This is a genomic window from Vreelandella stevensii S18214 (assembly GCF_000275725.1).
GTDB classification, from domain to species: domain Bacteria; phylum Pseudomonadota; class Gammaproteobacteria; order Pseudomonadales; family Halomonadaceae; genus Vreelandella; species Vreelandella stevensii.
Map to the genome: position 1 here is coordinate 136,708 of NZ_AJTS01000023.1, position 25,073 is coordinate 161,780.

The following is a 25,073-nucleotide window of genomic DNA, read 5'->3' on the forward strand; positions in this document are numbered from 1 at the left end:
ACCACTGTTAATCGGCAGAACGTGGCGTATACACCAGCGGCACGCCCTCCCGCTCGATCAGCCGCGTCTGCTGGGAACCGACGATCACCAGCGTGCGCATATCGGCCATTTCAGGTTCAGCCCCGCCTAGCGTCGTGACGCGAACCGATTCCTCGGGGGTAGAAACCGCGCGGGCGAAGATGATCAATCGGTCCGGGCCGCAGGCTTCCCTCAGTACCTGCAGGGTGCGCGCAAAACCCTCGGGCCGCGCTTTGGAGCGAGGGTTGTAGAACGCCATGGCAAAATCGGCCTCGGCGGCCAAACGCAGGCGTTTTTCGATGAGCGCCCAGGGCTTGAGGTTGTCAGAAAGATTAATGCAGCAGAAGTCGTGACCCAGCGGCGCGCCGACACTGGCGCTGGCGGCCAGCATGGCGGAAATGCCCGGCAGCACCTGGATATCCAGGGTACGCCACTGGACGTTCCCGGCTTCCAGCGCCTCGAACACCGCCGCCGCCATGGCAAACACGCCGGGGTCACCAGAAGACACCACCACTACCCGGTGCCCCTCAAGCGCCAGCTGCAGCGCATGCTCTGCCCGGCGAATCTCTTGGCGATTATCCGAGCCATGGCGAATCAACCCGGCTCTAGGCGCGACCCGGTTGACGTAGGGTACGTAGCCCACCACATCGGTGGCCTGCTGCAGCGCAGCCGTCACTTCCGGGGTGATCATCGTTTCGGCCCCAGGCCCCAGGCCGACGATTTTCAGCCAGCCGCTCATGGGCGCCGCCCGTTGCCGTGAATCAGCACGATCGAGAAGTACGGTACGCTCTCGCCAACGTCGGCCAGCGGCAATACCCGTTGCTGAGGCATGGCGGCGTACTCGATCAGCCAGGCATCCTCTTCTCGGCCAGCGTGCACCAGCGCCCGGCGCAATTTGGCCAGGTTGCGGCCAATCTTCATCACCACCAGCGCGTCGGTCTGGGCGATACGTTCGGCCAGCGCCGCTTCGGGTAGCGTGGCCATCAGTACGGTCATGATGTCATCGCCCCAGGTGATCGGCTGGCCGGTGGCTGTCCATGCCGCCGACATGCCGGTAATGCCCGGCACCACCGAGACCGGCACCCGGTTCAACAACCGCGTGTAGAGGTGCATGAAGGAGCCGTAGAAGAACGGGTCGCCTTCGCACAGCACCACCACATCGCAGCCTGCCTCGGCCATCTCAGTTAGCTGGGCCACGCTGCGTTCATAGAAGGCTGACAACAGCTCGTTGTAGCGGGGGTCATCAAAGGGAATCTCCGTGGTCACCGGATACTCCATGGGCAGCTCGATTGCCCCAGGGCTTATCAGTCCTTCCACAATGGTGCGAGCATGGCCGCAGCGGCCCTTCTTGCGAAAATAGGCCACGTGGGTCGCCCCGCGTATCAGGCGGTCGGCGCGCACGCTCATCAAGTCCTGGCTGCCGGGCCCCAGGCCCACTCCGACGATGGCTCCCTGGGTCATTCGATGCGATCCGCCATGGCGTTGATGGCAGCCACCGTCACGGCGCTGCCGCCCAGCCGACCACGAACGACACAGCTGGGCAGTGCCGAATGGGCCAGCAGCGCTTCCTTGGATTCCGCCGCTCCCACGAAGCCCACCGGGCAGCCGATGATCGCCGCCGGGCGTGGGCAGGCCGGGTCTTCGAGCATGTTGAGCAGATGAAACAGCGCGGTGGGCGCGTTGCCAATGGCGACCACGGCGCCTGCCAGACGCGGGCGCCACAGCTCCAGCGCCGCCGCCGAGCGGGTATTGGCCATTTCCCGGGCGAGCGTGGGCGTGCGCTCATCGTTAAGGGTGCAGATGACCTGATTGTCGGCTGGCAGACGCTTGCGAGTGATGCCTTCCGAAACCATCCGGGCATCACACAGAATCGGCGCGCCCTGCTCCAGGGCGGTGCGGGCCTTGTGCACCACATCGTTTCGAAAGTGAATATGCCCGGCCAATTCCACCAGGCCAGCGGCGTGAATCATGCGTACTGCAACCGTCTCTTCTTCCGCTGAAAAGCGGCCAAGTTCCGCCTCGCGGCGAATGATGGCGAAGGATTCCCGGTATATCGCCGGGCCACTGGTTTCATACTGATAAGGCACCCAAACTCTCCAAGTAGGCGATCACCTCACTCTCCGTGAGATCTGACTTCACCGGCGTGCTGTCGGCACTGCCATTGACGATAAGATGGAACCGGCCCGACTGCCCCACCAGACACAGATCGGCCGCAGCGCGTCGGGCGCACCCTTTCGCACAGCCGGAAATATGTACACTGCTGCTGTTCACGCCGCTCAGCCGCTCGGCAAGGCGCTGGGTCTCGACACTGGCCTGCTCGCAGTAGGGCGCGCCAGGGCAAGCATCCAGGGACAACCGCGGGTCGGCGTCATCCAGGATCAAGCCGTCGTTGGCGGCCTCGAATGCCCCTTTCAGCAGCAACCGCCGCCAGGGGGTCACCCGGCCTGCCGTCACCGTGGCGGGCGCTATCCACTCCCGCAGCGTGGCCGCAGTGGTACGCCCCAGGGGTAGCCCCACCACCCATCCAGCCGGATGGCGACCCAGCGCCAGCCGGGGGCCCGCAGGCGCGGGCAGCGTGTCCTCGGGTGCCCAGGCAGGCAGCGGCGCCATATGGCGCCGCATGCGGCCAGACTGCCCGCCACCGCTCTCCATGAACCAGTGGGTCAGGCGGATGAGCAGTGCCACAGCGGTGTCCACATCTTCCACGGCGGTACCTGCCGGATGGCCATCGGCCCGTACCAGCAGACCGCCACACTCGGAGCGCTCGATGCGAAAATCGGCGGCCTCCTCACCCAGCACCGGGGCGTCGCCCGCATCGATGGCGATGCCCACCTTGCCGGGCAAGGCGGCCACTTCAGCGCCCCTGGCCTGCAGCAGGCGAGCCATGGTAGGCGAGTCTTCCCCCGCTTGCCAGTCGGGCGCCAGCATCAGCGGCGGCTGGCGCTCCGTTTCGGGGTCGGCGCTCACCAGCTGGTGCCGAAGCAAAAAGTCCATCAGCGGCGGCCAGCTAGCATGGCTCACCCCGCGTAGCTGGATATTGGCGCGCCGGGTCAGCTCGATCAAACCACTGCCGAAGGTTTCGGCGGCATCGCAGAGCGCCAGCAGCTGCGCTCGCGAAAGCTCTCCCATGGGCGGGCGCACCCTGACCAACAGGCCGTCTCCGGTGGCCATGGGGCGCCAGGCACCAGGGCACCAACCCTTGATACGCGGGCTAGACAACATGGCCATTGGCCTCCCTGGCTTCGTCCAGTGCCAGCAGTAGCTCCTGCAGCGCTTCGCCATGCTCGCCAGGGGAATGCCACATGCCTCGCTGGGCGGCTTCCAGCAGCCGCTCGGCCATCTCTTCCAGGGCTGCCGGATTGTGCTGACGCAGAAACTGCTGATTGGCAGCATCGAGCACCAGGGCATCGCTGACCTGAGCATACTGGTAGTCGGCGACCAGGTCGGTGGTGGCGTCGTAGGCAAACAGATAGTCCACCGTGGCGGCCATTTCGAAAGCACCCTTGTAACCGTGCTCGCGCATGGCGTCGATCCATTTGGGGTTCAATACCCGAGCGCGCAGCACCCGATTCAACTCTTCCTTCAAGGTGCGGATTCTGGGCGCCGCCGGGTTGGCGTGATCGGCGTGGTAAATCTCCGGAGCGATGCCGCTCAGCGCTCGGCTGGCGTTGGCCATCCCCCCCTGGAAGACGTAATAGCTGTTGGAGTCGAGAATATCGTGCTCGCGGTTGTCCTGATTCTGCATGACGGCATCGAGCCCCTGGAGCTGCTGCTCGAACGCTGCCCGTGCGGGAGCCCCCGAGCCCTTGAACTGGCCATAGGCGTAAGCCCCTGCGTCCAGATACGCCTCGGCCAGATCATCGGCGCTCTCCCAGGCGCGGTTGTCGATCAGCCGATTGAGGCCCGTGCCATACTCGCCAGGCTTGCTGCCGAAGATACGGTAGCTTGCCTGCTGGGCCGCCATGTCCGAGGGCATGCCCTGTGCCTCCAGGGCTTGCTGGCGAGCCAGCACCGCCTGCCGAATTGTGTTGCTGTTACCGGGCTCCTCGTAGCTTGCCACGGCCTGCACGGCGGCATCGAACAGACGAATCACGTTGGGAAACGCATCGCGGAAAAACCCGGAGACGCGCAGGGTCACATCTACCCGAGGGCGATTGAGCAGCATGGCAGGGATGACATCGAAATCGGTGACCCGCTGCGCCCCCAGCGACCACCTGGGCCGCACGCCCATGAGCGCCAGGGCCTGGGCAATGTCGTCGCCACCGGTGCGCATGGTGGCGGTGCCCCAGATCGACAACCCCAGCCGCCTTGGGTAGTCGCCATGATCCTGCAGGTAGCGCTCGACGAACGCCTGGGCGGACTTTTCACCCAGCGCCCAGGCGGCTGGCGATGGAATCGAGCGGTTATCCACGCTGAAAAAGTTGCGCCCGGTGGGCAGCGTGTCCAGGCGGCCTCGGCTGGGAGCCCCACTGGGCCCGGCAGGCACGAAGCGGCCCGCCAGGCCATCCAACAGTGATTGAATTTCCATGCGGGCACCCCGCTGCATGGCCACCCACAGGTGTTCCCGGGCGTAGTGCAACTGTTCCGCCGTGGCGGGGTAGCACTGGGCCAGGGTCTCCAGGCAGCCCGGCGCGAGCACGTAGTCACTCACCCAGCGTTCGGCAAGCAGCTCCAGACGCTCCCGGGTGTCGGCAGCGGTACGCCAGGGGGCATCGAGCTGTGCGAGCAGGATGCCAGGCGTGGGCCCTTGCCAGGGCTCGCTGCCCGCGGCCAGGGGGTCGAAAGCCGCGCCCTCATCGGGGGCGCTCAATCCGAGGTCCTGGGCCAGGTTATGCAGCAGGCCGCGTTGGGCTACGGCCTCCCCTCTGGGCAGCCGCAACAGCGCCACCAGAGTGCCCGCCCGCTTGTCTGCTGGCGGCAGGTCGCCAAGCACATGGAGGCCGTGGCGAATCTGGGCCTCCTTGATATCGCACAGAAAGGTATCCAGCTCGTTGAGCAGTTCGGTGTCGTCGCTGCTGTGGGCCAACTCCTGGTCGATGCCGGTATCCCGCAGGTGGGCCAGTATCTGGCCGCGGATCAGCGCCTCCCGGCGCGGGTCCATGTCCAGCGCCTGATAATACTCGTCGGTGAGCGCTTCGAGTTCGGCCATGGCGCCGTACAGTTCGGCCCGGGAAAGGGGTGGCATCAGATGGTCTATGATCACCGCATGGCTGCGCCGCTTGGCCTGGGCGCCTTCACCGGGGTCGTTGACGATGAAGGGGTAAAAGTGCGGCAGCGGCCCCAGGGCAATATCCGGCCAGCAGTCGGCGCTCAGGGCAGTACTTTTCCCCGGCAGCCACTCCAGATTGCCGTGCTTGCCTACGTGGATAACCGCATCGACTTGATACTGTTCGCGCAGCCAGACATAGAAGGCCAGGTAGCTATGCGGCGGCGCCAGCTGCATATCGTGGTAGGACTGGGTGAGGTCATCGATGAAGTCCCGCTCGGGCTGGATCCCCACGAAGGTATCGCCTAGCCGGATACCGGCAATCATCAGCCGCCCCTGACGACACTTGGGGTCATCCTGGGGGGCTCCCCAGCGGGCCCAGACGACTTCCTGCAGTTCGGCAGGCAAGGTGTGGAACCAGGCCAGGTAATCCTCCACGCTGATGCTCTGCCAGCAGGCGCGCTGGTCGAGGCTGGCGTGGTCGTTGGTCACCGCGCCCTGGAGCTGGCGAATCAAGGTGTCGCCGCTGTCAGGTAGCTCGCTGAGCGGATAGCCCGCCTCGGCCAGCGCCTGCAGAATCTTCAGCGTCGACGCCGGGGTGTCCAACCCTACCCCGTTGCCGATACGCCCATCACGGTTGGGATAGTTGGCCATCACCAGCGCCACCCGCTTTTGCGCATTGGGGGTCAATCGCAGGGCAGACATGCGCCGCGCCAGCTCGGCCACGAAAACGGCGCGCTCCGGTTGGATGACATGGTGGGTCACCGCCAGCTGGCAACGCGGGTCATAGTGGGCTTCGGCCTTGAAGCCCACCGGCCGGGTAATGATGCGGCCATCCATTTCCGGCAGCACCACCTGCATGGCTACATCGCGGCTATGCAGCCCGGCCGCCATGGCTTGCCAATCTTCCAGAGTGCTGCTGGCGAGAATCGCCTGGAGCACGACCGGACGGCCCACGAACAGCTCGTCAGGTAGCGCATCCCCCAGGGCATCCAGGCCGTCGGCGCTGCGATTCACCGCGAAGCTGGTGGTGTTGATCACCAGCAGGGCACCGGTCTGCTCGATCAGATGGTTGATGAAATCGATGCATGGCCCTGCTTTCAACGACGCCACGGCAACCGCCAGCGGCGCCAGCCCCTGCTCCTCAAGCGCCGCGATCATGCCATCGGGCACTGCGGTATTGGCCCCTTGCAGGTGGCTGCGATAAAACAGCAGCAGGCAGACGGGCCGCCCCGGCGCCTGGCGTGCCCGCCATTCGCTCAGGCTGGAGACCTGCTGCGCTGCCGGCGCATATATCACCGCAGACGGGATGACCTTGGGCTCCTGCCACGCGCCCAGGTGGGTCTGCCGATACTCGCTGGCAACAAAGCGCAGCAGCTGCTCGGCGTTATCCACCCCCCCCTCGCGCAGGTAGCGCCACACCCGGTAAGCGTCATCGAACGCCACGCTGGAGTCTTCCAGCAGCGCATCGTCCGGGGCATCGCAACCGGGCACCATGATCAACTGGCGGCCGGGCTTCTGGGCCCAGGCCAGCAGACGTTCGTGCCCATAAGGCCAGTAGGTCTTGCCCCCCAGTAGCGACACGATCACCAGTTGAGCGTGCTCCAGCACCCTGTCTTCGTACAGGTCGTAGGCAGCGGGCTTGACCAGGTTCATCCAGTTGGCCAGCCGCACCGAGGGGCAAGGCTCCCCCAGTCGCTCCACCGCCTGGGCCAGCGCCGACAGGTTGCTGTCGGCGGCGGACAGGATCACGATCTCGGCGGGGCTCTGTTGCAGGTCGATGATGCCCTCATCATCGACGAAGCCTCCTGGCTTGGCGGCAAATAAGTGCATCAGTTGGCCGTCTGGACCTCTGCCGTTGCCAACGCTTCGCGGAGCGCGGCGCTATCCAGGTGCTTGCCAATGATCACCAATTGGGTTTGGCGGGCTTCCCCAGGGGCCCAGAGCCGGTCGAAATAGCCTTCCAGGCGCTCGCCCACCGCTTGAATGACCCGCCGCATGGGCTTGCCGGGAATTGCCGCAAAGCCTTTGGCGCGATAGATCTCATGGTCTTTCAGCAACTGCTGCAACTGGCTGGCCAGGGCATCGCCATCCACGTCGCCCAGGGTGATCACACAAGAGTCGAAATGATCGTGAGCGTGGTCGTGGTGAACACCTTCGGCGTGATGCTTGTCGTGGTGGTTGGTGATGCTATCGATGTGTGCTTCGCTGGCGGCGCCAATCCCCATGAGTGCTTCCAACCGAGCGGTATCGGTCACTTGGGTCTGATCGATGAACAGCGTTTTCACCGAGTCGTTGACCCGCGCCTGGATGACCGTTTCCACTCGCGAACGCGCTTCCGGGCTGAGTAAATCCGCCTTGCTGACCAGCACCAGATCCGCCGCGCTGAGCTGGTCGTCGAGCAACTCGCGCAGGCTGGGATCGTGGTCGAGGCTGTCGTCGGCACGGCGCTGGGCCTCTACTTTATCGACATCGCTGGCATAGCGCCCAGCGGCCACGGCAGGCCCATCGATCACGGTGATGATGGCATCCACGGTGCAGTGCTGACGTACCTCGGGCCAGTTGAACGCCTGCACCAGCGGCTTGGGCAGCGCCAGGCCGCTGGTTTCGATGAGAATGTGGTCGATATCATTGCGGCGGGCGACCAGCTTATTCATCACCGGCAGAAACTCCTCTTCCACCGTGCAGCAGATACAGCCGTTGGCCAGCTCATAGATGCTGCCGTCTTCGCCGTCTAGCTGCCCGCCTTCGCTACCCTCTTCACACCCCAGCGCGCAGCTGCGCAGCAGGCTGGAGTCGATATCCTGTTCGCCGAACTCATTGACGATCACGGCGATCCGCTTGCCGGTCACCTGACGCAGAATATTGGCCAGCAACGTGGTTTTGCCGCTACCCAGAAAACCGGTCACGACGGTGGCAGGAATCTTATTCAATTGCATGGGTAAATGCCTCGCGGTGGGACGGTTCGCCCTGTGCCGGGTTTGCCGCAAACAAGCGGCCCACGGCCTCAGGGTTGTTGGGAAAAAACAGATGTAGATAGGTCGCCGTCAGGCGCTTCTGCCGATAAATCGCCTCACCCGGCGCCGGGTGGCGCTGACGGCGGCCGTGGGCAATCGGCTCCGGCGTGCCCTCCGCCATGGAGCGGTGGTGGGCATGGCCGCGCACTGGCCCTTCCGGCAGTTCAGCGGTCTGCATGCCCTGGCAGCCCCGGCGACCGCGCATGGCGCCTTGCCCAGGCAACAGGCCCAACATGGTGTGGGTAGCATCGGCGTAGTCGGTCAGGGTTTCCAGGCAGTACAGCAGGCCACCGCACTCGGCCAGGATAGGTTTTTCGGCATTAAAAAACGCCTGAATGGCCCCGCGCATGGCGCTGTTATCGGCAAGGGTTTCGGCGTGCAGCTCCGGATACCCCCCCGGCAGCCACAGGGCATCGCACTCGGGCAGGTGGCTATCCGTTAGCGGCGAGAAAAAGCGCAGTGTGGCACCCATCTGCTCCAACACATCCACATTGGCCTGGTAGATGAAACTGAAGGCAGCGTCTCGGGCCACGCCAATGGTGTGGCCTTCGAGCAGCGGCGCGGTGGACGTTCGACTTTTCTGAGGAGCGGCAAACGTCACCGGAGCCAGCGTCGAGAGCGCCTCCAGCAAGCCCGCCGCCTCCAGCGCCTGGGCAGCTGCCTCGAAGCGGATTTCCAGATCTTCGCGAATTTCCGCCGCCTGGACCAACCCTAGGTGACGCTCGGGAAGCGACAGGCCGGGGTCACGTGGCACGGCCGCCAGCAACGGGATCGAAGGTGGCAGCGCCTCTTCGATCAGCTCGCGATGGCGCGCCGAGCCACAGGCATTGGCCACTAGCCCGGCAATATGGATATCGTCACGAAAACTGGCCAACCCCGATACCAGCGCGGCGGCGGTTTGGGCCATGCCTTTGACATCCATGACGATGGCTAGGGGAATGCCGAACAGTGCTGCCAGATCCGCGCTGGAGGGTTCGCCGTCAAACAGCCCCATGGCACCTTCCACCAGGATTAAGTCAGCCTCAAAAGCGGCGTCATGAAAACGCTGGCGGCAGTAGGCTTCGCCTGCCATCCATAGATCCAGCTGATCCACTGGCTGGCCAGAGGCCTGGGCAAGTATCTGCGGATCCAAGTAGTCCGGGCCGGTCTTGAACACCCGCACCACCTTGCCCTGGTTGCGTAGCAGACGTGCCAAGCCCGCCGTGACGGTGGTTTTGCCCTGGCCTGAGGCCGGGGCAGCGATAAACAGCGCGGGACAGTGGGCGGTTGGCATGGTCATCAGGTGGGGCTCCCTGGCAGTAGTGGGCTAAACGGAGCGGGCCAGTAACGCGCGCCCAGCTGCAAGGCAATCCGCTTGCCCTGCCCGCGTTTGACACGGGACTGTTCGGTGTCGATCAGCAGGCACTCTTCCAGGGGGGCAAGGTCGTCCACGTGTTCCCGGGTACGGCCGTCGGTAATCAGGTAAGTGCGCACCCGCAGCCCGGGTTCGCGTCGCTGCCACTGACGAATCAGCCGCTTGGCTTCAATGATCGCTTCCCGCAGGGGGGTTCCCCCACCGCCTTTGGCGTTATCGAGCGTGCCTCGGACGTTTTTGGGTGCACGGCGGCGGGACAGGATCGGCATCACCCCGCCATTACCAAATCCCAGTACCGCTACCTGCTCCCGCGTGGCGTAGGCTTGGGTCACCAGCGCTTCCACCAGCCCTTTCGCCTGCCCCAACAGGCGCTGGCCCAGGGTCGAGCCGGAGGTGTCCAGCAGCACCAGGTGCGCCGTCGCCTGCCCCGCTCGGGCCTTGCGCATCGTCAACTGCCGCCAGGGCCACTGGCCGCGATTGGCAACAATGGTCGCAAAGCCGTCCAGCCGTGAAGTCGCCACTCGGGATCGCCCCTGGTCCAATGCAGCGCCGAGACCCGCGCTAGCGCCGGTGTCGGTGCGTTTAGCCCGCTGAAACAGCGCCTCGCTATCGGGCAGGCTCACCGCAGGCTGGCGAATCGATGCCTGGGCCACGGGAGGCATAGCTCCCCACTGGCCCTGTTTACTGTGGGGATGGGATGAACCGCCCTCGCCCTTTGAGGGCATCTGCTCAGGCGGGGGAGACGGCGGGCTCTGCTCAGGCGATTGGGTACGCCGATGTGCCAACACCCAGGGCTCCACGGTGTCGATATCCTGCTGCTCCACGCTAGCCACACCCCGCCAAGCCGCGTGGGCCTGGGCGGCGCGATGCCAGGTGACATCGGCGCGCAGGCCTTCGACCCCGGCGGCTTCGCAACGGGTGGCAATGATGCGGTAACCCCAAGGCTCGGTGGTGATCTCATCGAGCAAGCGCTGCGCTTGGGCAATCCGCTCGGACAGGGCGGCCTGGGCATCCTCTACCCGTGCGAGAGTGCCAATGGGGTCGCGGTCAAAGGCTTCCCGCTGTTGCACGATGGCGATCCGCTCGTCGATACTCATGGCGCCCGCCTGCTCAAGACAGAGGCCAAAGCGATCCAGCAGTTGAGGGCGCAGCTCACCCTCGTCCGGGTTCATGGTGCCAATCAGGCTGAAACGCGCTGGATGCGTGTGGCTGATCCCGTCACGCTCGACGATATTGGTACCACTGGCCGCCACGTCCAGCAGCAGGTCCACCAGGGTATCCGGCAGCAGATTGACTTCATCCACATAAAGAACACCGCCGTGGGCGTTGGCGAGCAGCCCAGGGTGAAAAGTGGCTTCCCCCGCCGACAGTACCTTTTGCAGGTCCAGGCTGCCGACCAGCCTATCTTCGCTGGCGCCCAACGGCAGCGTAACGAAAGGCGCCTGCGGACGCTGGCCATCGCCGGGCAAGAGGGCGGCCAGGGCCCGCGCCAAGGTCGATTTCGCACTGCCGCGTGGCCCGCTGATCAGCACCCCGCCAATGCGCGGGTTGATGGCATTGAGCAACAGCGCGGTTTTCAGCGATTCCTGGCCGATCACCGACACAAAGGGAAACTCATCCACTGGCACCTCCTGTGCTGGCCATGCCCGTTGGGGGTCATCATCTCGCCACCGAGACAGAGAGCGTCACCCATGAATGACATTCATGAAAAAGTGGCTATACAAAAGTCGCTTAGTATAGAGGAAACCTTGGCCGTGAGGCCAACCCGGACGGCCCATGGAGCGGGAAGAACCGCATGACCATCAGCGCAGATGATCAACTGCCGATGACACGCTCAAAAACATTATGATATAACATATCAATCCAGCACAGGCAGCACAGGCTTCTGGCCTTTCAGTTGTTCGCCACCTACCCGCCCCCTAGAATGGCCAGCGTCGGTGTTCCCAACGGAACTTAATAGAGAATCCGCCGTGGCGTGCCACGAAACGGAACTGCCCCCGCAACTGTAGGCGGCGAGCGACGCTCATCGATGCCACTGGACATCACGTCTGGGAAGGCGAGCTAGCCATGACCCGTCAGTCAGGAGAACTGCCGATCCACTACTTACCTCGAGCAAAGCAGTCTGGCCAGCAGGTCACGGCCAGGGCTGAGCTCATCATGCACGGAAGGGTACATGATGTTGAGATTGACCATGGCCATGGCCGCAGGCGCCATCGGCCTCGTTCAGGTGGCACACGCCGCCACCGACTATCCGCTGACGCTGACCAACTGCGGCGTAGAGATCAGTGTAGCGTCGGCCCCGGAGCAAACGGTGACCGTGGGCCAATCAGCCACGGAGATCCTCTATTCGCTGGGGCTCGCTGACCGAGTGAATGGCACGTCGGTTTGGTTTAATCCGGTGTTGCCACAGTTTTCTGAGGTCAATGAAGGGATCGAGCGGATCGCCAACGACGACCCGAGCTTTGAGGCCGTGGTCAATAAACGGCCTGAGCTGGTGGTAGCGCAGTATGAGTGGCACGTAGGCCCCACCGGCAGTGTCGCTACCCGTGAGCAGTTTCATGAGCTGGGTATTGACACCTATGTCATGCCCGCCGATTGCGACACCAAGGATAACTCCACCGGCGGTGATGGTACCCGCACCGCCGCCTTCTCGACGGATTCAATCTATAAAGGCATTACCGAGCTAGCCCAAATTTATGATGTGCAAGACGCTGGAGAAACCTTGGTAGCCGATCTTATTGACCGCGAAGCGCGTGCAATTGAGCTGGCGAGCAGCCTTGACCTACCGGAAGACCTGTCGGCGGCATTCTGGTTTTCATCGACAGACCTGGGGGTTAGCCCCTTCGTGGCGGGCCAGCTCGGCGCACCGGGCTATATGATGGACAAGCTTGGTATTCACAATGTGATCGAGTCCGATGAGGAGTGGCCCACTGTCGGTTGGGAGAGTATCGCCAGAGCGGATCCCGATGTGCTCGTGATCGCTCGAATGGATCGCCGTCGCTTTCCTGCCGACGATATTGAAGCCAAGCGTGAGTTTCTGCGTCGTGACCCGGTCACCCGTGAGATGAACGCGGTCCAGAATAATCGCATCGTAGAGATGGATGCCCATGCCATGAGCGCCACGATGCGCACTATTTACGGCCTTGAAACTCTGGCCGAGGCGCTGGCGACGATGGCATTTGACGAATGAGCATCGCGTTAACGCGGCTATCGACGGCGGGTTTCGAGGTGCGCTGGCTATGGATAACCCCGCTCGTGCTTGTGACGGCTCTGATCGCGGGCACAGCCATCGGCGAAACCGCCATTCCAGTGGATACCATCCTGAAAGTACTCGCCAACCAGCTGTTGGGGGCTGATTACGCAGTCGACCGGATCGATGAGGGCATTATCTGGAATTATCGTCTTAGCCGCGCCGTCGTGGCCGCCTGCTGTGGCACCAGCCTGGCCTTGGCGGGGGTGGTATTGCAGGCCTTGCTGCGCAACCCCCTGGCCGACCCTTACCTGATGGGTATTTCCGCTGGCGCCTCTACCGGCGCGGTTGCCGTGGCAGTGGCTGGATTGGGCGCCGGGGTGCTTTCGCTCTCTCTGGGGGCCTTTACCGGCGCCCTGCTCGCCTTTGGCATCGTGGTCCTGCTTGCCCACGCAGCCAACAGCGGCGTGGGTGGCGGACGTGGCGTCCAGGCAGCGGGTGCCATCATTCTGGCGGGCATCGCCGGTTCGCAACTCTTCAATGCATTGACGGCCTTCATCATCACCAAATCGGCAAGTGCCGAGCAGGCAAGGGGCATCATGTTCTGGCTAATGGGCAATCTCTCTGGAGTTCGCTGGGCCGATGCGACACTGGCTGTGCCAGCCGCCCTTTTTGGGCTGCTGGTTTGCCTGTGGCACCGCCGCTCATTGGATGCGTTTACCTTTGGTGCCGACAGCGCCGCCTCCATGGGCATCGCGGTGCGCCCGGTGCGCGGGATGCTGATCATTGCCATGGCGCTGGTGACGGCGGTGATGGTATCTATTGTGGGGGCGATTGGCTTTGTCGGCTTGGTGATTCCCCATGCCATGCGCTTTATTGTGGGTAGCCAACACACCCGCTTGGTACCCGCCACGGCGCTTGCGGGCGCAGTATTTTTGATTGGCTCGGATATTCTATCGCGCATTCTGATACCCGGCCAAGTGCTACCTATAGGCGTGATTACCTCGCTGGTGGGCGCCCCGGCATTTGCACTTATCCTCATTCGCGGCAGGAGGTACTGATGCGCTTGATGGCCGAACGGCTAGATTGGGCGGTGCATGGTACACCGCTGCTGAGGGACATCAACCTCACCGTGGAACCAAGCCAAACCTTTGGCCTGGTGGGCCCGAACGGCTCGGGAAAAACCTCCCTGCTGCGTCTGCTAGCGGGCCTGAATAAACCCAGGTCCGGGAGGGTATTGCTCGACAGCCAGCCCATGCACTCCCTCAGGCAGCGTGCCATTGCCCAGTCCATTGCGCTGGTAGAACAGCAGGCGGAAACCACTGACCGGATCACCGCACGCCAGGTGGTTTCACTGGGACGCACGCCGTTTCTCTCGGCGCTGCGTCCATGGTCCATGGAAGACGATCACATCGTGGCTAAAGCGTTGTTCGATGTGGACATGGCCCATATGGGCGATCGGCTTTGGCATACCCTCTCGGGTGGCGAGCGACAGCGCATCCATATTGCAAGAGCGCTGGCTCAACAGCCCAGAATACTGCTACTGGATGAGCCCACTAATCATCTCGATATTCGTCACCAGCTATCGATACTGCAACTGGTTCGAGGGCTACCGATCACGGTCATCATCTCACTACACGACCTCAACCAAGCCATGGAGTGTGATCGCATCGGCGTCATGGAGGGTGGCCGCCTGATCGATAGCGGCGCTCCTCATGAGGTGCTGACCCCGAGCAGGCTGCACCACACCTTTGGCGTACACGCGCATCTCATCGAAGACCCCTCGGATGGCCGACAGATCATGCGATTCAGGAGCACGACTGCCTAGCCACTGATAGGCACGAACACCGGCGCGCCGTCCACCACTACCGTGGCCAGCCGCTGGCGGTAGAGCCGCTCCAGCGCGCTGGGCACCAGCATGGTGTCCCGGGGGCCCCAGCAGGCTTCGCCGCTGGGGTAAAGCAGCAGAATGTGGTCGCACCAGCGGGCGGCCAGGTTGAGATCGTGCAGGCACATCATCACCGCGCTGCCCTGGGCGGCCTGTTCGGCCATCAGCGCCATCACCGCACTTTGATGGTGTAAATCCAGATGATTGGTGGGTTCATCGGCCAGCCAGAGGCTGGGGGCCTGGGTCAGTACCGTGGCCACGGCCACCCGCTGGCGTTCGCCGCCGGAAAGCGTATTCACCAGGCGGTCGCGCAGGTGGGCCACGTCCAGCGCGGCCAGCGCGGCTTCGGCGCGGGCGTAGTCGTCGGCACCTTCCCGCTGCCACAGGGAAAGGTAGGGGTGGCGGCCTATCAGCGCGGTCTCCAGTACCGTGGCGGGAAAGCCGTCCAGCCGCTCCTGAAACACCAGCCCCAGCCGCTGGGCCACTTGTCGCCTGCGCAGCTGGCCAAGCGGCGTGTCGCCCAGCAGCACCTGCCCCGAGCGGGGGGCGTGAAGCCCGGCCAAAGTGTGCAGCAGCGTGGTCTTGCCCGCGCCGTTGGGGCCCAGCACGCCCCACACCTGCCCCGGCTCGATGGTGAGGTTCAGCGCGGTGCCTGAACGGCGCCCCGGCACGTCAATGATCAACTCCTGGGTGGCCAAGCGGGTCATCAGCGGCTCCGGTAGAGCAGAAAGAGGAACGTGGGCACGCCCAGCAGCGCGGTGATTACCCCCACGGGCAGCTGTTCCGGAGCAATCAAGGTGCGGGCCAGGGTGTCGGCCAGCACCAGCAGCGTGCCCCCGGCCAGGGCGCAGGCGGGCAGAATCAGCCGCTGGTCGTTGCCCAGCACCAGGCGCAGCATGTGCGGCACGATCAGCCCCACGAAGCCGATGCTGCCCGCGCTGGTCACGGCGGCGGCCGTGAGCAGGCTGGCGGCGATGTAGATGCTCCACTCCAGCGGGCGCACATTGACCCCCAGCGCTGCGGCCTGCAGCGGCCCGCGCGCCATGACGTTGAGGCTACGCCCCAACGGTACGATCAACAGGCAGACCACCAGCAGCACCGTCAGCGACGGCCAGGGGGTACGTGAATAGGAGAGATCGCCCATCAGCCAGTAGAGCATGCCGGGCAGGCGCTCGGCGGGGCTGATCGCCAGCATCAGGGTGACCACCGCGCCCCAGCCGGCAGCCACCACCACGCCGGTGAGCAGCAGCCGCGAAGGGGTCCAGCTGCCGGTGCCGTGGGCCAGGCCAAATACCAGCAGCGTTGAAAGAAAAGCGCCGGCAAAAGCCGAGCCGGTGATGACTGTACCGCCAACCCCCGCCAGCATGGCGGCAAGCGCCCCTACCGCCGCACCACCGGAAAGCCCCAGCACATAAGGGTCGGCCAGCGGATTACGCAGCAACACCTGCATTAGCGCGCCGGCCACGGCCAGCAAGCCACCCACCGCAAATGCCGACAGTGAGCGCGGCAAGCGCAGCTCAAGGATTAACGTGCGCGACAGGACATCGCCCTCGCCACGTAGTACCGCCCACAGCGCCTGGAGGGTGACGTCAGCGCTGCCCACTATCAGCGACAGAGCCAGTGCGGCAAGCCCCGCCCCGGCAAGCACAGCAAGCGGTACGAGCAGATGCCGTGGCCGCTGCATGCTACGCATGCCTGCTTCAGCGACGCCCACGCGCCACCTCAAGTTTTTCACACAGAATACGTGTCCCCTCAAGCAGTCTCGGTGTCGGCCGTTGAATCAGCGAAGGCGGCACGAAGAATAGATTGTCGCGCTCCACTGCGGTCAGGCTCGGGTACTGCTCCCAGTGCGTTAGCCAGTCGCGATTCTCCTCGCCCATGCCGCCGGCGATGATCGCCTCCGGATCAACAGCCAGTACTGCTTCGTCATCGAGGCGTGGTACCAGCCGGGGAAGCTCACCGAAGACATTGGTCCCACCGCACAGCGCCACCATCTGCCCGATCAGGTGGTCATCATTGACACTCATCAGTGGCTCATCCCACACCTGATAGAACACCGAGACCGGCTCTGCTTCGGCGTAGCGTGCGGCGAGCTCGGCCATGCCGTCACGAAAATCATCAGCGACGCGATAGCCTTCTTCTTCGCTGCCGGCCAGCTGCGCCAAGCGTTCGATCGCCGAGGCCACGCCCTCGATGTCACGCGGCTCGATGTAGAACACCGGTATGCCCAACGCCTCGATGGTTTCGAGCTGTTCGCTGGGGTTACCAGTGACCCAGCCGATCACCAGATCGGGCTGCAACGTCACCAAGCGCTCCAGATCAATCCGGCCCAGGTTGCCCACCGAAGCCACATCCCTGGCCTCGGGCGGATAGTCGCTGAAGGCCACCACCGCCACAACCTGATTGCCGGCCCCGGCGGCATAGACCAACTCAGTGGCTCCCGGCGAGAGCGTAGCGATACGCTGCGCCGGAGCCGCCAGGCACACTTCCCTGTCGGTATCGTCGACGGCGCATGGCGCATCGGCGCGCGCCTCGCTCGTACCCAGCCCCGCCAGGGCCAGGCCGAGCGAAGCCCAGAAGATGGTAGCGGGGCCAAGGGCCCCGCTGAACTGGCCACTACTGGCCAAAATGAACACTGACAAAGGCCGCACGGCCGGCGTTGAGGTAGTCACGCGCGGTTTCGTACTCCTTGTCGAAGGCATTTTCCACCGTCAGGCGCGCTGACCACATGGGAGCGAACTGCCAGCCGGCACGTAGATTGACCAGCCCAAAGCCACCCAAACGGGTAGTCTCATTGTTGTAATCATCATGCTCATAGCGGTGGTTTTGAGCCACCCAGGAGCCGCCTAAAGACCAATCATTCAATTGCTTGTCGATATCCACGCGTATGCTCTGGCTCGCTCGGCGATTTAAGCGCCGATTATTTTCTCGATCCTCGGGATCGATATAGGTCAGTGCTGCCTGCAGCGTCCAGTCATTGATCTCAGCGCCAGCACTCAGCTCCACACCGCGAATGCGCGTGGTGGGAATATTCGTTGTCGTGCCGCCTCTTTGCCAGTCAATCAGATTGTCGATCTCAGTCTGATAGAGCGCCGCGTCCCAAAACCAACGCGCATATTGACCTCGCACCCCAAACTCCATGGTTTCTGAGGTTTCCGCCTCCAGATCAGGATTAGCATAACCCGGCCAATATAAATCGTTGAACGTCGGCGCCTTGAACGCCGTGCCATAGCTGGCACGTAGCGTGTGGTGGGCATCCAGGTCATAACCGAGCGCCAGGCTGCCGGTCACTTCATCGCCATAAGCTTCATTGTCGTCATAGCGCAGGCCGGCCTGAACGGCGAACGGCGCGAAATCCAGCAGCGCCTGACCGAAGACAGCCTTGTTATCGCGATCCTCGACATCATAGGGTCCTCCAAACGGCCCGCTCCCTGTACTACTGCCGGCCACACTATCGTTCATGTACTCCGCGCCAATAATCAGCTCATGCACACCGGCACTCAAGGTATTCTCCCAGCGAGCCGTGCGTGTCTGGGTGTCGAGGATGGAGTCATAGGCATGGTTGACGCTCTCATCACGCGCTTCGCTAAGCGTCAAGCGGCTGCGCCAGTTATCCGTGATCGGTAGCTCACCGTAAATTCCCGCCACCTGCTGTATATAGTCCGTCGTAGCCAAGCTACCACTTTCATCATACTCAGTGGTACCGCGCGCCCTCAGTGCCAGAAACCCCACTTCCGCGCCATTACCGAAAGTATGCGACATGCGCGCCAGCGCCGTGGTGTTGTCGTAGCCCATATCCTCACCACCACGACGCACCGGCTCACCATTGGTATCGAAATGGCTGGCGGCAAAGCTATAGCGGGTACCGCCGCTGCTGCCGGAAAGGCCGGCACTATAGCGCTGGGTATCGAAGGAGCCGCCGCCAAACGAGAAGCGTGGGTAGGGGCCACCCTCTTCGCCATCGTGCGTAAACAGCTGTACCACACCACCCATCGCGTCGGCGCCATAGAGACTGCCACGCGGGCCGCGCACGATCTCGGCACGCTGGAACATGCGTGGATCGAGGTACTGCCAGGCAGCGCCACCCGCGGTGGCCGAGCGCAGGCGAATACCGTCGATCATTAGTGTCGTTGCGTCATTACCGGTACCACGGATATAGACGCCACCGCTCTTGCCGAAACTGCCATTGGAAGTGACATCGACCCCCGGCTGGCCGCGCAGCAGGTCCGTGATGCTCACCGGGTCCTGGCGGCGAAGCGTCGCTTCATCCAGAACGGTGACCGAAGAGAGACTTTCATTGGCGGTACGCGGTGCCAACGCCGCCGTCACGACGACAGGATTGAGCGTATCGTGACTGGCCGAGGCCTGCTGCTGCGCCTGCGCATGAACGGCCATGGGCACGGCGGCCATGGCAAATGCCGCCAACGTGACGGTAGAAGATAAACGTTGCATGATGGACCCCTTGCGCACTGTGCTCACCCGCACAGCGTGTTTTTAGTGACCGGGCAGGGGCACACAAGGGAAAGCATCGGCTGAACGCCTCTGGTATTCGCCCTGCACATGCCCACCGCATGCCGGTAATCCGTGGCTTTTTCAGCCGTCACTCCTGGGCCGGTCTCCGGGCTGACGAGCGAAAGGAGGCGCTTTTTTCAAGCGCCGACCCTTTCCGAACGACCACCTTCCCATGCCTGAGCACAGTGGCGTCCTGGCCGTTCTTGTCTCGATCACCGTTGCGGGGGCAGCGTTGGATTGACGCAGTCGCGTTTACCAACTTCCCGTTTAACTGAGGGCGAAGGGTCGCCATCAGCACCTAAGAGTGCGCGTAAACTAGCAACTTGCGCTAATCAGGTCAATTTTGGCCAGGCGGGGCATGCTGCACTATGTCGGACTTTATGACGTGCTTTTCAGCGCTTGCACGAGCCCATGGCGCACGTACCACACCTGGCTTGCCTGGGCGGCGGCGTCCTGGGTGAACCAACCGCTGAGGTCCCTCAGGCGGCGCTGGTCCCGGGCCATGGGCACCAGGCCTCGGCCCAGCTCGTTGGCAATCACCACCAGGGTGGCGTGCTGGCCTGCCGCTGCCTCGTCCAGGCGCTGCAGATCTTCGCGCCAGTGGGCGCGCCATTCGTCGCTGCTGAAGTCGGAGTGAATGGCCGCCGAGAGCCATTCGAACAGGCCATGCAGCACCAGCGGAGTGCCGGGGTGCATGACGTGGGACACTTCTTGCAAGCGCTGGCCCGGCGCCAGGCGCCACCACACCGCGCCGGGAAAGCGCTGTTTTACTGCGTCTCGCTTGCCTGCGCTGGCACCGCCGATGAACAGTTGCATTGCCACTCTCCTTTGCCTGCATCGTTGGGCTGATAGGTCAGCTGCCAGCGACGGCCCTGGGCCTGATGGACGATGCCCGCCCAGAAATCCAGCGTTTCGAACCGGCGGCGCAGCTCACGAATCACCCCGCCGTGGGTCACCACCAGCACCTTGCGATGGCCCTGTTCGCGCGCCTGTTGCGCCACCTCTTCCAGCCAGCCATCGAGGCGCTCGCGCAGCTGGCCAGACGACTCACCGCCGGGTATCTGCAGCTCGCCCGCGCTGTCTATCCAGGCGCGGTAGTGCGGCAGCTCCTTGAGTTCATCGTAAACCTTTCCTTCGTACTCGCCAAAATCCAGCTCTCGCAAGCGCGGCTCCCGGTACACCGGCATGCCGGGCTTGGCCGCCTGTGACCACGCCAGGGTTTCCTGGCAGCGGCCCAGGTCACTGGCATGAATGGCATCGAAACGCTCGCTTGCCAAAGCGTCACGCAGGGCCAGCAGGCCCGCTTCCGCGTCCGGGAACAGCAGCGGGATATCGCGCTGCCCCTGGTACCGACGCTCCAGATTCCAGGACGTTATACCGTGGCGAACTGCCACCAGCTCCACATCAAGACCAGTAGCCAAAGCTCTCCTCCTTCGATAGTGGCACCCACCATGTCACCGTTGATGCCGTGAAATAAGCGCAGCAGCGCCTGACGCACCAGCACGACCCACAAGGCCGTGGCCACCAGCCAGACCCACAGCCCCGGCATGAACAGTGCCCCGACCAGCAGCGGCAGCAGGGCCAGCACCACGTCTCTTCGGCCCAGCGACTGCTGCCAGCTAAAGGCCAGACCGCTGGGCTGGGCACAGGGCGTCAACACCAGCAGGGCCACCCCCGCCAGCCGACCCAGCGCGGGGGCCACCACCAGCCAGCCAAGCGGCGCCTGATAGTGCACCAGCGCCCATAGCAGCACCCCTTTCCAGGCCAGCAGAAACACCAGCGCCAGCATGCCAAAACTGCCCACCACCGGGTCTTTCATGATCTCCCATCGGCGGGCCACGGGCTGGTTGCTGCCCAGCGCATCGGCCAGGTCCATCACGCCATCCAGGTGCAGGCCACCGGAAATGGCCACCCACAGGCTAAGCAGTACCAGCGCCGTGATGGGCGATGGGGTTTGCCACTGGCCCAACAGCAGGGCGACACAGGCCAGCAGCGCTCCCACCATCAGGCCCACCAGCGGGTAGGCGCGAATGGCCCAGCGCCGGGTGGCCTGTGTCCAGGGGCAGGCAACGGGGATCGGCAGGCGCGTCAGAAACTGCAGCGCCAGCAGCATGCCGTACAGAGCGTGTTTCATGGTGCGCCAGCCGCCTTCCATTCGATGGACTGCCCGGCCACCACCTCCACCACCCGGTCGGCCTGGGCCGCCAGCCAGCGGTGCAACCTTTGCAGGAATTCCACGTAGCGCCACACCTCTGCCGAGGCAGGCAGGGGCGCTTCGTTGAGATCGTTGGAGACCACCACCAGCGTCACCCCCCGGCGGCGGGCATCGTGAAGCGCACGCACCAACAGTGCAAAGGCTTCCGTTTCACTGACCGGGGCGGCGCCCTCCTGGGTATTGAACATCACCTGGCTGGCCCAGAGGGTCAGGCAGTCCAACAGGGCGGCATGGCCGTTGGGCACCTGGGCGACGGCCTGTTCGATGTTGAGCGGAGCTTCCAGGGTGACCCAGTGGTTGGCGCGGCGGGCCTGATGATGGCCTACCCGTTCGGCCATTTCGCTGTCGTAGATGTCGGCGGTGGCCACGTAGTAACACGTCTTGCCGTCGGCGTACTGCTGAACACACTGCTCCGCCACCAGGCTCTTGCCCGACCGAGCCCCTCCACTAACAAAGACAATCATTCAGCACCTTTGACAACCGATCATTGGTCACACCATCGCGCAGTGCCAGCCTTAGCCAACCACCCTTCAGGCCAGCAAAACCATGGGTATGTCGCGCCAGCATACCTTGGTGAAGCAGGCGTTCAAGCAGCACGATACTGGAAATGCCCCGCTGCCGCTGGGCGGCCCCAGGCCGCACCAGATGAAAGCAGCTGTGGCTGGGCACCACCTCCAGCCCCAGCGCGGCCAGGGCAGCGCCCATGCGCGGCTGCTCACGGGCCAACCACTGGTGGGTACGCCGAGCAAAGTCCTCATCCGCCAGCAGCGGCGGCACCAGTTCGGCGGCCAGATGATTGACGCTCCAGGGCGGTTGCTGCGCCTGAAGCTGGCCGATACGCCCCTCATCGGCCAGCACGTAGCCCAGCCGCAGGCCCGGCAGGGTAAAGAATTTGGTCATGGAGCGCAGCAGGATCAACGCCGGGTAGCGTTGGAGCAGCGGAGTCAGCGGTGCAGCCTCCAATGCAAGGTCAATAAAGGCTTCATCCACCACCAGCGAGGCCCCCGGTTTCAAGGCGTCCAGCAGCGCCTCGATAAGCGCCACGGGCAGCAGCGTGCCGGTGGGGTTGTTGGGGCGGCAAACGAACACAACATCAGCGCTGGCCGCCGCCTGCAGCAACGCGGCCGCGGGCGGGTCGAAGGTGCCCGGCAACAGGCCAAGCTCGCTGATGCGCACACCGTGGGCGTTGCAGGCCCGGGCGTACTCGCCAAAGGTGGGGGTGACGATCAGCGCCTGCTGGCCAGCGTGGTGCGCCGCCGCCAGAAAGATGGCTTCCGCGCCACCATTGGTGAGCAGTACCTGCCCCGGCTCCACGCCTGCGTGTTCGGCAATCGCCTGCCTGGCGGCGCGGTAGTCCGGTTCGGGGTAGCGGCCCAGCCCAGCCAAGCGCTGGGCCAGGTAGCCGGTTACCCAGTCGGGCGGGCCCAGCGGGTTCAGGTTGGCGCTGATATCTTCCAGCGGGTGGTCGGCAGGCAGGCCAAAGCGCTGCAGCAGCGCGGCGGCCTGGCCACCGTGGCTTGGCCAATGGTCGAGGGGAAGGTTGCCGGGCTGGTCGCGCATCACCCGGCCACCGTCGCCATCACGAGGCACAGCTGCAGGAAGAACAGCAGCAGGAAGAACATTAACCAGGCCCCGTGCATCAGCCAAATCGTGGTAGTGATGTGGCTGGCTTTCAGTAAATCATGGGCGGTGCCCAGCGTGGCCCGGTGTGATACTTGCCCCTGGTAGACGTTGGTGCCGCCCAACTGGACGCCCAGCAAATTCGCCACCATCGCCTCGGGCCAGCCCGCGTTGGGGCTTGGGTGGCGGGGTGCCTCGCGCCAGGTGGCCGCCAGGGCGCCTCGCCAGCGCAGAGGTGAGCGGTGAAACACCCCATACAGCACGCCCGCCAGCCACAGGCACAGGGCGGTCAGCCGGGCAGGCAGCCAGTTGGCCAGGTCGTCCAGCCTGGCCGAGGCGTAGCCGAAGTCGCCGTAGCGTTCGTTCCGGTAGCCCACCATGGAGTCCAGCGTATTGACGGCCTTGTAGGCCAGCGCCAGCGGCGCGCCCCCCAGCAGCGCAAACAGCAGCGGCGAGGTAATGCCATCGACGGTGTTTTCCGCCACGGTTTCCACCGCGCCTCGGGTAATCTCGGCTTCATCCAGAGCCTGGGTATCACGCCCCACCACTCTGGAAAGCGCCTGCCGCGCGCCGGGCAAGTCGCCCTGCCGCAACGGGGCGGCAATGGCCCGCCCGGCATCCGCCAGCCCCTTGATGGCCAGCGTGGTGGCCAGCAGCCAAAGCTCGGCGGCCAGCCCCAGCCAGGGGTGCACCCACGACAACAGCGCAAGCCCCAGCCAGGCCACCGAAAAGGTGCCCAGCACCACCACCAGGGTAAGGCACCCGCCCAACAGGCGCCGCCGCCGGGGGCTGCCTTTGTTCCAGCGGTGCTCCAGGGCGCTAATCGCCTTGCCGATGATCACCACCGGGTGGGGCAGCGCGCGCGGGTCCCCCACGATCAAATCGATGACGATGGCCAGCGCGACCCATCCGGCCAGAGCGGGCAGGCTCAGCAAGTCGATGCTCATGGTGCCTTGCCACTCACCCCCGCCTGGGAGAACGTGGCCATGTCACTGAGCATGGCGGCAGCAGCCTGTAGCAGCGGGTAAGCCAGCGCCGCCCCACTGCCCTCGCCCAGGCGCATTTCCAGGGCCAGCAGCGGCTGCGCCGCCAGGGCTTCCAGCGCCAGGGCGTGGCCCGGCTCCGCCGAACGGTGGCCAAACACCAGGTAGTCGCGCAGTGCCGGGGCCATGCGGCAGGCGGTCAGGGCCGCCACCGTAGCAATGAAGCCATCCACCACGGCGGGCAGGCGGTAGGCCGCCGCCGCCAGGTACGCGCCCGCCATGGCGGCGATTTCCAGGCCGCCCAGCTTGCACAACACCTCCAGAGGGTCATCAGGATTCGCCTGGCGATTGGCCAGCGCCCGTTCGATGACCGCCGCCTTGTGGGCCTGCTGGGTGCTGTCGATGCCGGTGCCCGCCCCCACCACCTGGGCGGCAGGCACCCCTAGCAAGGCCGCCAGCATGGCGCTGCTGGCGGTGGTGTTGGCTATGCCCATTTCGCCCACGATGAGCCCATTGGCCCCCGCCTGTACGGCCCGCTCGACCGCTGCCATGCCGGCCTGCATGGCCTGGCGCGCGTCGTCCAGCGGCATGGCGTCGTGGTGCAGCATGTTGGCCGTGCCCGAACGCACGCGGGCATCGGTGGCTCCCGGCAGCGGTCGCGGCGACGCCACCCCGACATCCACCACGTCCACCCGAGCGCCCAGCTGGCGGGCAAACACGTTGATGGCCGCGCCCTGCTGAACGAAGTTGGCGACCATCTGCGCGGTCACCTCCTGGGGAAACGCCGACACGCTTTCAGCGGCCACGCCGTGGTCGGCGGCAAACACCACCACGGCGGGGCTATCCACCCGAGGGCGGGCGCTGCCCGTGATGGCGCTGAGCTGAATCGCCAGCGCTTCGAGCCTGCCCAGGCTGCCGGGCGGCTTGGTCAAAGTGTCGAGGTAGGCACGGGTGCGCTCAGCGGCGGCGGCATCGACGGGGCCGATGTCGGGCAGCCAGGGGTAAGCGGCAAGGGAATCAGAAGCGGCAGCAGAGGACGCGCAGGGAGGCATGGCAGCTCCAGTGGCAGC

General features: G+C 64.5%; 22 protein-coding genes and 2 riboswitches. Of the genes, 3 read left to right on the forward strand and 19 right to left on the reverse strand.

Annotation, left to right across the window (positions count from 1 at the left end):
- Positions 1-7: 7 nt before the first annotated feature.
- Genes cobJ through HSS18214_RS0104855 form a run of 8 tightly spaced genes read right to left on the reverse strand, consistent with a single transcriptional unit; the run spans position 8 to position 11,217 of the window.
- Positions 8-757, reverse strand: a complete 750-nt coding sequence (gene cobJ / locus HSS18214_RS0104820; RefSeq protein ID WP_016914170.1) for a precorrin-3B C(17)-methyltransferase — start codon at positions 755-757, stop codon at positions 8-10.
- Positions 754-1,479, reverse strand: coding sequence for a precorrin-2 C(20)-methyltransferase (locus tag HSS18214_RS0104825; RefSeq protein WP_016914171.1), 726 nt, complete (start codon positions 1,477-1,479; stop codon positions 754-756). Before HSS18214_RS0104825 ends, cobJ begins: the two co-directional genes overlap by 4 nt.
- Positions 1,476-2,105 (reverse strand): precorrin-8X methylmutase, encoded by a 630-nt coding sequence (locus HSS18214_RS0104830; protein ID WP_016914172.1) that lies wholly within the window; start codon positions 2,103-2,105, stop codon positions 1,476-1,478. Before HSS18214_RS0104830 ends, HSS18214_RS0104825 begins: the two co-directional genes overlap by 4 nt.
- Positions 2,089-3,240 (reverse strand): ferredoxin-like domain-containing protein, encoded by a 1,152-nt coding sequence (locus HSS18214_RS0104835; RefSeq protein WP_040460823.1) that lies wholly within the window; start codon positions 3,238-3,240, stop codon positions 2,089-2,091. Before HSS18214_RS0104835 ends, HSS18214_RS0104830 begins: the two co-directional genes overlap by 17 nt.
- Positions 3,230-7,057, reverse strand: coding sequence for a cobaltochelatase subunit CobN (gene cobN, locus HSS18214_RS0104840; RefSeq protein WP_016914174.1), 3,828 nt, complete (start codon positions 7,055-7,057; stop codon positions 3,230-3,232). Before cobN ends, HSS18214_RS0104835 begins: the two co-directional genes overlap by 11 nt.
- Positions 7,057-8,163, reverse strand: a complete 1,107-nt coding sequence (gene cobW / locus HSS18214_RS0104845; protein ID WP_016914175.1) for a cobalamin biosynthesis protein CobW — start codon at positions 8,161-8,163, stop codon at positions 7,057-7,059. The genes cobN and cobW overlap by 1 nt, the downstream gene beginning before the upstream one ends.
- Positions 8,150-9,520: a cobyrinic acid a,c-diamide synthase CobB gene (locus tag HSS18214_RS0104850; protein ID WP_016914176.1), complete on the reverse strand. Its 1,371-nt coding sequence runs from the start codon at positions 9,518-9,520 to the stop codon at positions 8,150-8,152. The genes cobW and HSS18214_RS0104850 overlap by 14 nt, the downstream gene beginning before the upstream one ends.
- Complete coding sequence (locus HSS18214_RS0104855; RefSeq protein ID WP_016914177.1) at positions 9,520-11,217, reverse strand: ATP-binding protein; 1,698 nt, start codon at positions 11,215-11,217, stop codon at positions 9,520-9,522. The genes HSS18214_RS0104850 and HSS18214_RS0104855 overlap by 1 nt, the downstream gene beginning before the upstream one ends.
- Positions 11,218-11,513: 296 nt before the next feature.
- Positions 11,514-11,705, forward strand: a riboswitch (cobalamin riboswitch).
- Between the two features lie 63 nt (positions 11,706-11,768).
- Between HSS18214_RS0104855 and HSS18214_RS0104860 the strand changes: the two genes are divergently transcribed.
- Genes HSS18214_RS0104860 through HSS18214_RS0104870 form a run of 3 tightly spaced genes read left to right on the forward strand, consistent with a single transcriptional unit; the run spans position 11,769 to position 14,613 of the window.
- A complete protein-coding gene (locus HSS18214_RS0104860; protein ID WP_016914178.1) occupies positions 11,769-12,785 on the forward strand; it encodes an ABC transporter substrate-binding protein in 1,017 nt (338 codons plus the stop codon).
- A complete protein-coding gene (locus HSS18214_RS0104865; RefSeq protein WP_016914179.1) occupies positions 12,782-13,846 on the forward strand; it encodes a FecCD family ABC transporter permease in 1,065 nt (354 codons plus the stop codon). Before HSS18214_RS0104860 ends, HSS18214_RS0104865 begins: the two co-directional genes overlap by 4 nt.
- Positions 13,846-14,613 carry an ABC transporter ATP-binding protein gene (locus HSS18214_RS0104870; protein ID WP_016914180.1) on the forward strand — a complete coding sequence of 256 codons (768 nt, stop codon included), beginning with the start codon at positions 13,846-13,848 and terminating at the stop codon, positions 14,611-14,613. The genes HSS18214_RS0104865 and HSS18214_RS0104870 overlap by 1 nt, the downstream gene beginning before the upstream one ends.
- On the opposite strand, the gene HSS18214_RS0104875 is transcribed toward HSS18214_RS0104870, so the two are convergent.
- From HSS18214_RS0104875 to cobT, 11 genes are all read right to left on the reverse strand, one after another.
- Complete coding sequence (locus HSS18214_RS0104875) at positions 14,610-15,380, reverse strand: ABC transporter ATP-binding protein (protein ID WP_016914181.1); 771 nt, start codon at positions 15,378-15,380, stop codon at positions 14,610-14,612. The genes HSS18214_RS0104870 and HSS18214_RS0104875 overlap by 4 nt on opposite strands.
- Positions 15,380-16,357, reverse strand: coding sequence for a FecCD family ABC transporter permease (locus tag HSS18214_RS0104880; RefSeq protein ID WP_026001730.1), 978 nt, complete (start codon positions 16,355-16,357; stop codon positions 15,380-15,382). Before HSS18214_RS0104880 ends, HSS18214_RS0104875 begins: the two co-directional genes overlap by 1 nt.
- A gap of 16 nt (positions 16,358-16,373) precedes the next feature.
- Positions 16,374-17,234 carry a cobalamin-binding protein gene (locus HSS18214_RS0104885; RefSeq protein WP_371827788.1) on the reverse strand — a complete coding sequence of 287 codons (861 nt, stop codon included), beginning with the start codon at positions 17,232-17,234 and terminating at the stop codon, positions 16,374-16,376.
- Between the two features lie 55 nt (positions 17,235-17,289).
- Positions 17,290-19,125, reverse strand: coding sequence for a TonB-dependent receptor domain-containing protein (locus HSS18214_RS0104890; RefSeq protein WP_016914184.1), 1,836 nt, complete (start codon positions 19,123-19,125; stop codon positions 17,290-17,292).
- Between the two features lie 140 nt (positions 19,126-19,265).
- Positions 19,266-19,502, reverse strand: a riboswitch (cobalamin riboswitch).
- Between the two features lie 61 nt (positions 19,503-19,563).
- Positions 19,564-20,001 carry a bifunctional adenosylcobinamide kinase/adenosylcobinamide-phosphate guanylyltransferase gene (locus HSS18214_RS0104895; RefSeq protein ID WP_016914185.1) on the reverse strand — a complete coding sequence of 146 codons (438 nt, stop codon included), beginning with the start codon at positions 19,999-20,001 and terminating at the stop codon, positions 19,564-19,566.
- Entirely contained in the window at positions 19,953-20,606 is a 654-nt protein-coding gene (locus HSS18214_RS0104900) for a histidine phosphatase family protein (RefSeq protein ID WP_040460809.1), read from the reverse strand. Before HSS18214_RS0104900 ends, HSS18214_RS0104895 begins: the two co-directional genes overlap by 49 nt.
- The gene (locus tag HSS18214_RS0104905) at positions 20,558-21,319 is read right to left on the reverse strand and encodes an adenosylcobinamide-GDP ribazoletransferase (RefSeq protein WP_026001732.1); all 762 of its coding nucleotides are present in this window, start codon (positions 21,317-21,319) and stop codon (positions 20,558-20,560) included. Before HSS18214_RS0104905 ends, HSS18214_RS0104900 begins: the two co-directional genes overlap by 49 nt.
- Positions 21,316-21,864: a bifunctional adenosylcobinamide kinase/adenosylcobinamide-phosphate guanylyltransferase gene (locus HSS18214_RS0104910; protein WP_026001733.1), complete on the reverse strand. Its 549-nt coding sequence runs from the start codon at positions 21,862-21,864 to the stop codon at positions 21,316-21,318. Before HSS18214_RS0104910 ends, HSS18214_RS0104905 begins: the two co-directional genes overlap by 4 nt.
- Positions 21,848-22,960, reverse strand: coding sequence for a threonine-phosphate decarboxylase CobD (gene cobD, locus HSS18214_RS0104915; RefSeq protein WP_016914189.1), 1,113 nt, complete (start codon positions 22,958-22,960; stop codon positions 21,848-21,850). Before cobD ends, HSS18214_RS0104910 begins: the two co-directional genes overlap by 17 nt.
- Positions 22,960-23,967, reverse strand: coding sequence for an adenosylcobinamide-phosphate synthase CbiB (gene cbiB, locus HSS18214_RS0104920; protein WP_016914190.1), 1,008 nt, complete (start codon positions 23,965-23,967; stop codon positions 22,960-22,962). The genes cobD and cbiB overlap by 1 nt, the downstream gene beginning before the upstream one ends.
- Positions 23,964-25,055, reverse strand: coding sequence for a nicotinate-nucleotide--dimethylbenzimidazole phosphoribosyltransferase (gene cobT, locus HSS18214_RS0104925; protein ID WP_016914191.1), 1,092 nt, complete (start codon positions 25,053-25,055; stop codon positions 23,964-23,966). Before cobT ends, cbiB begins: the two co-directional genes overlap by 4 nt.
- Positions 25,056-25,073: the final 18 nt, after the last annotated feature.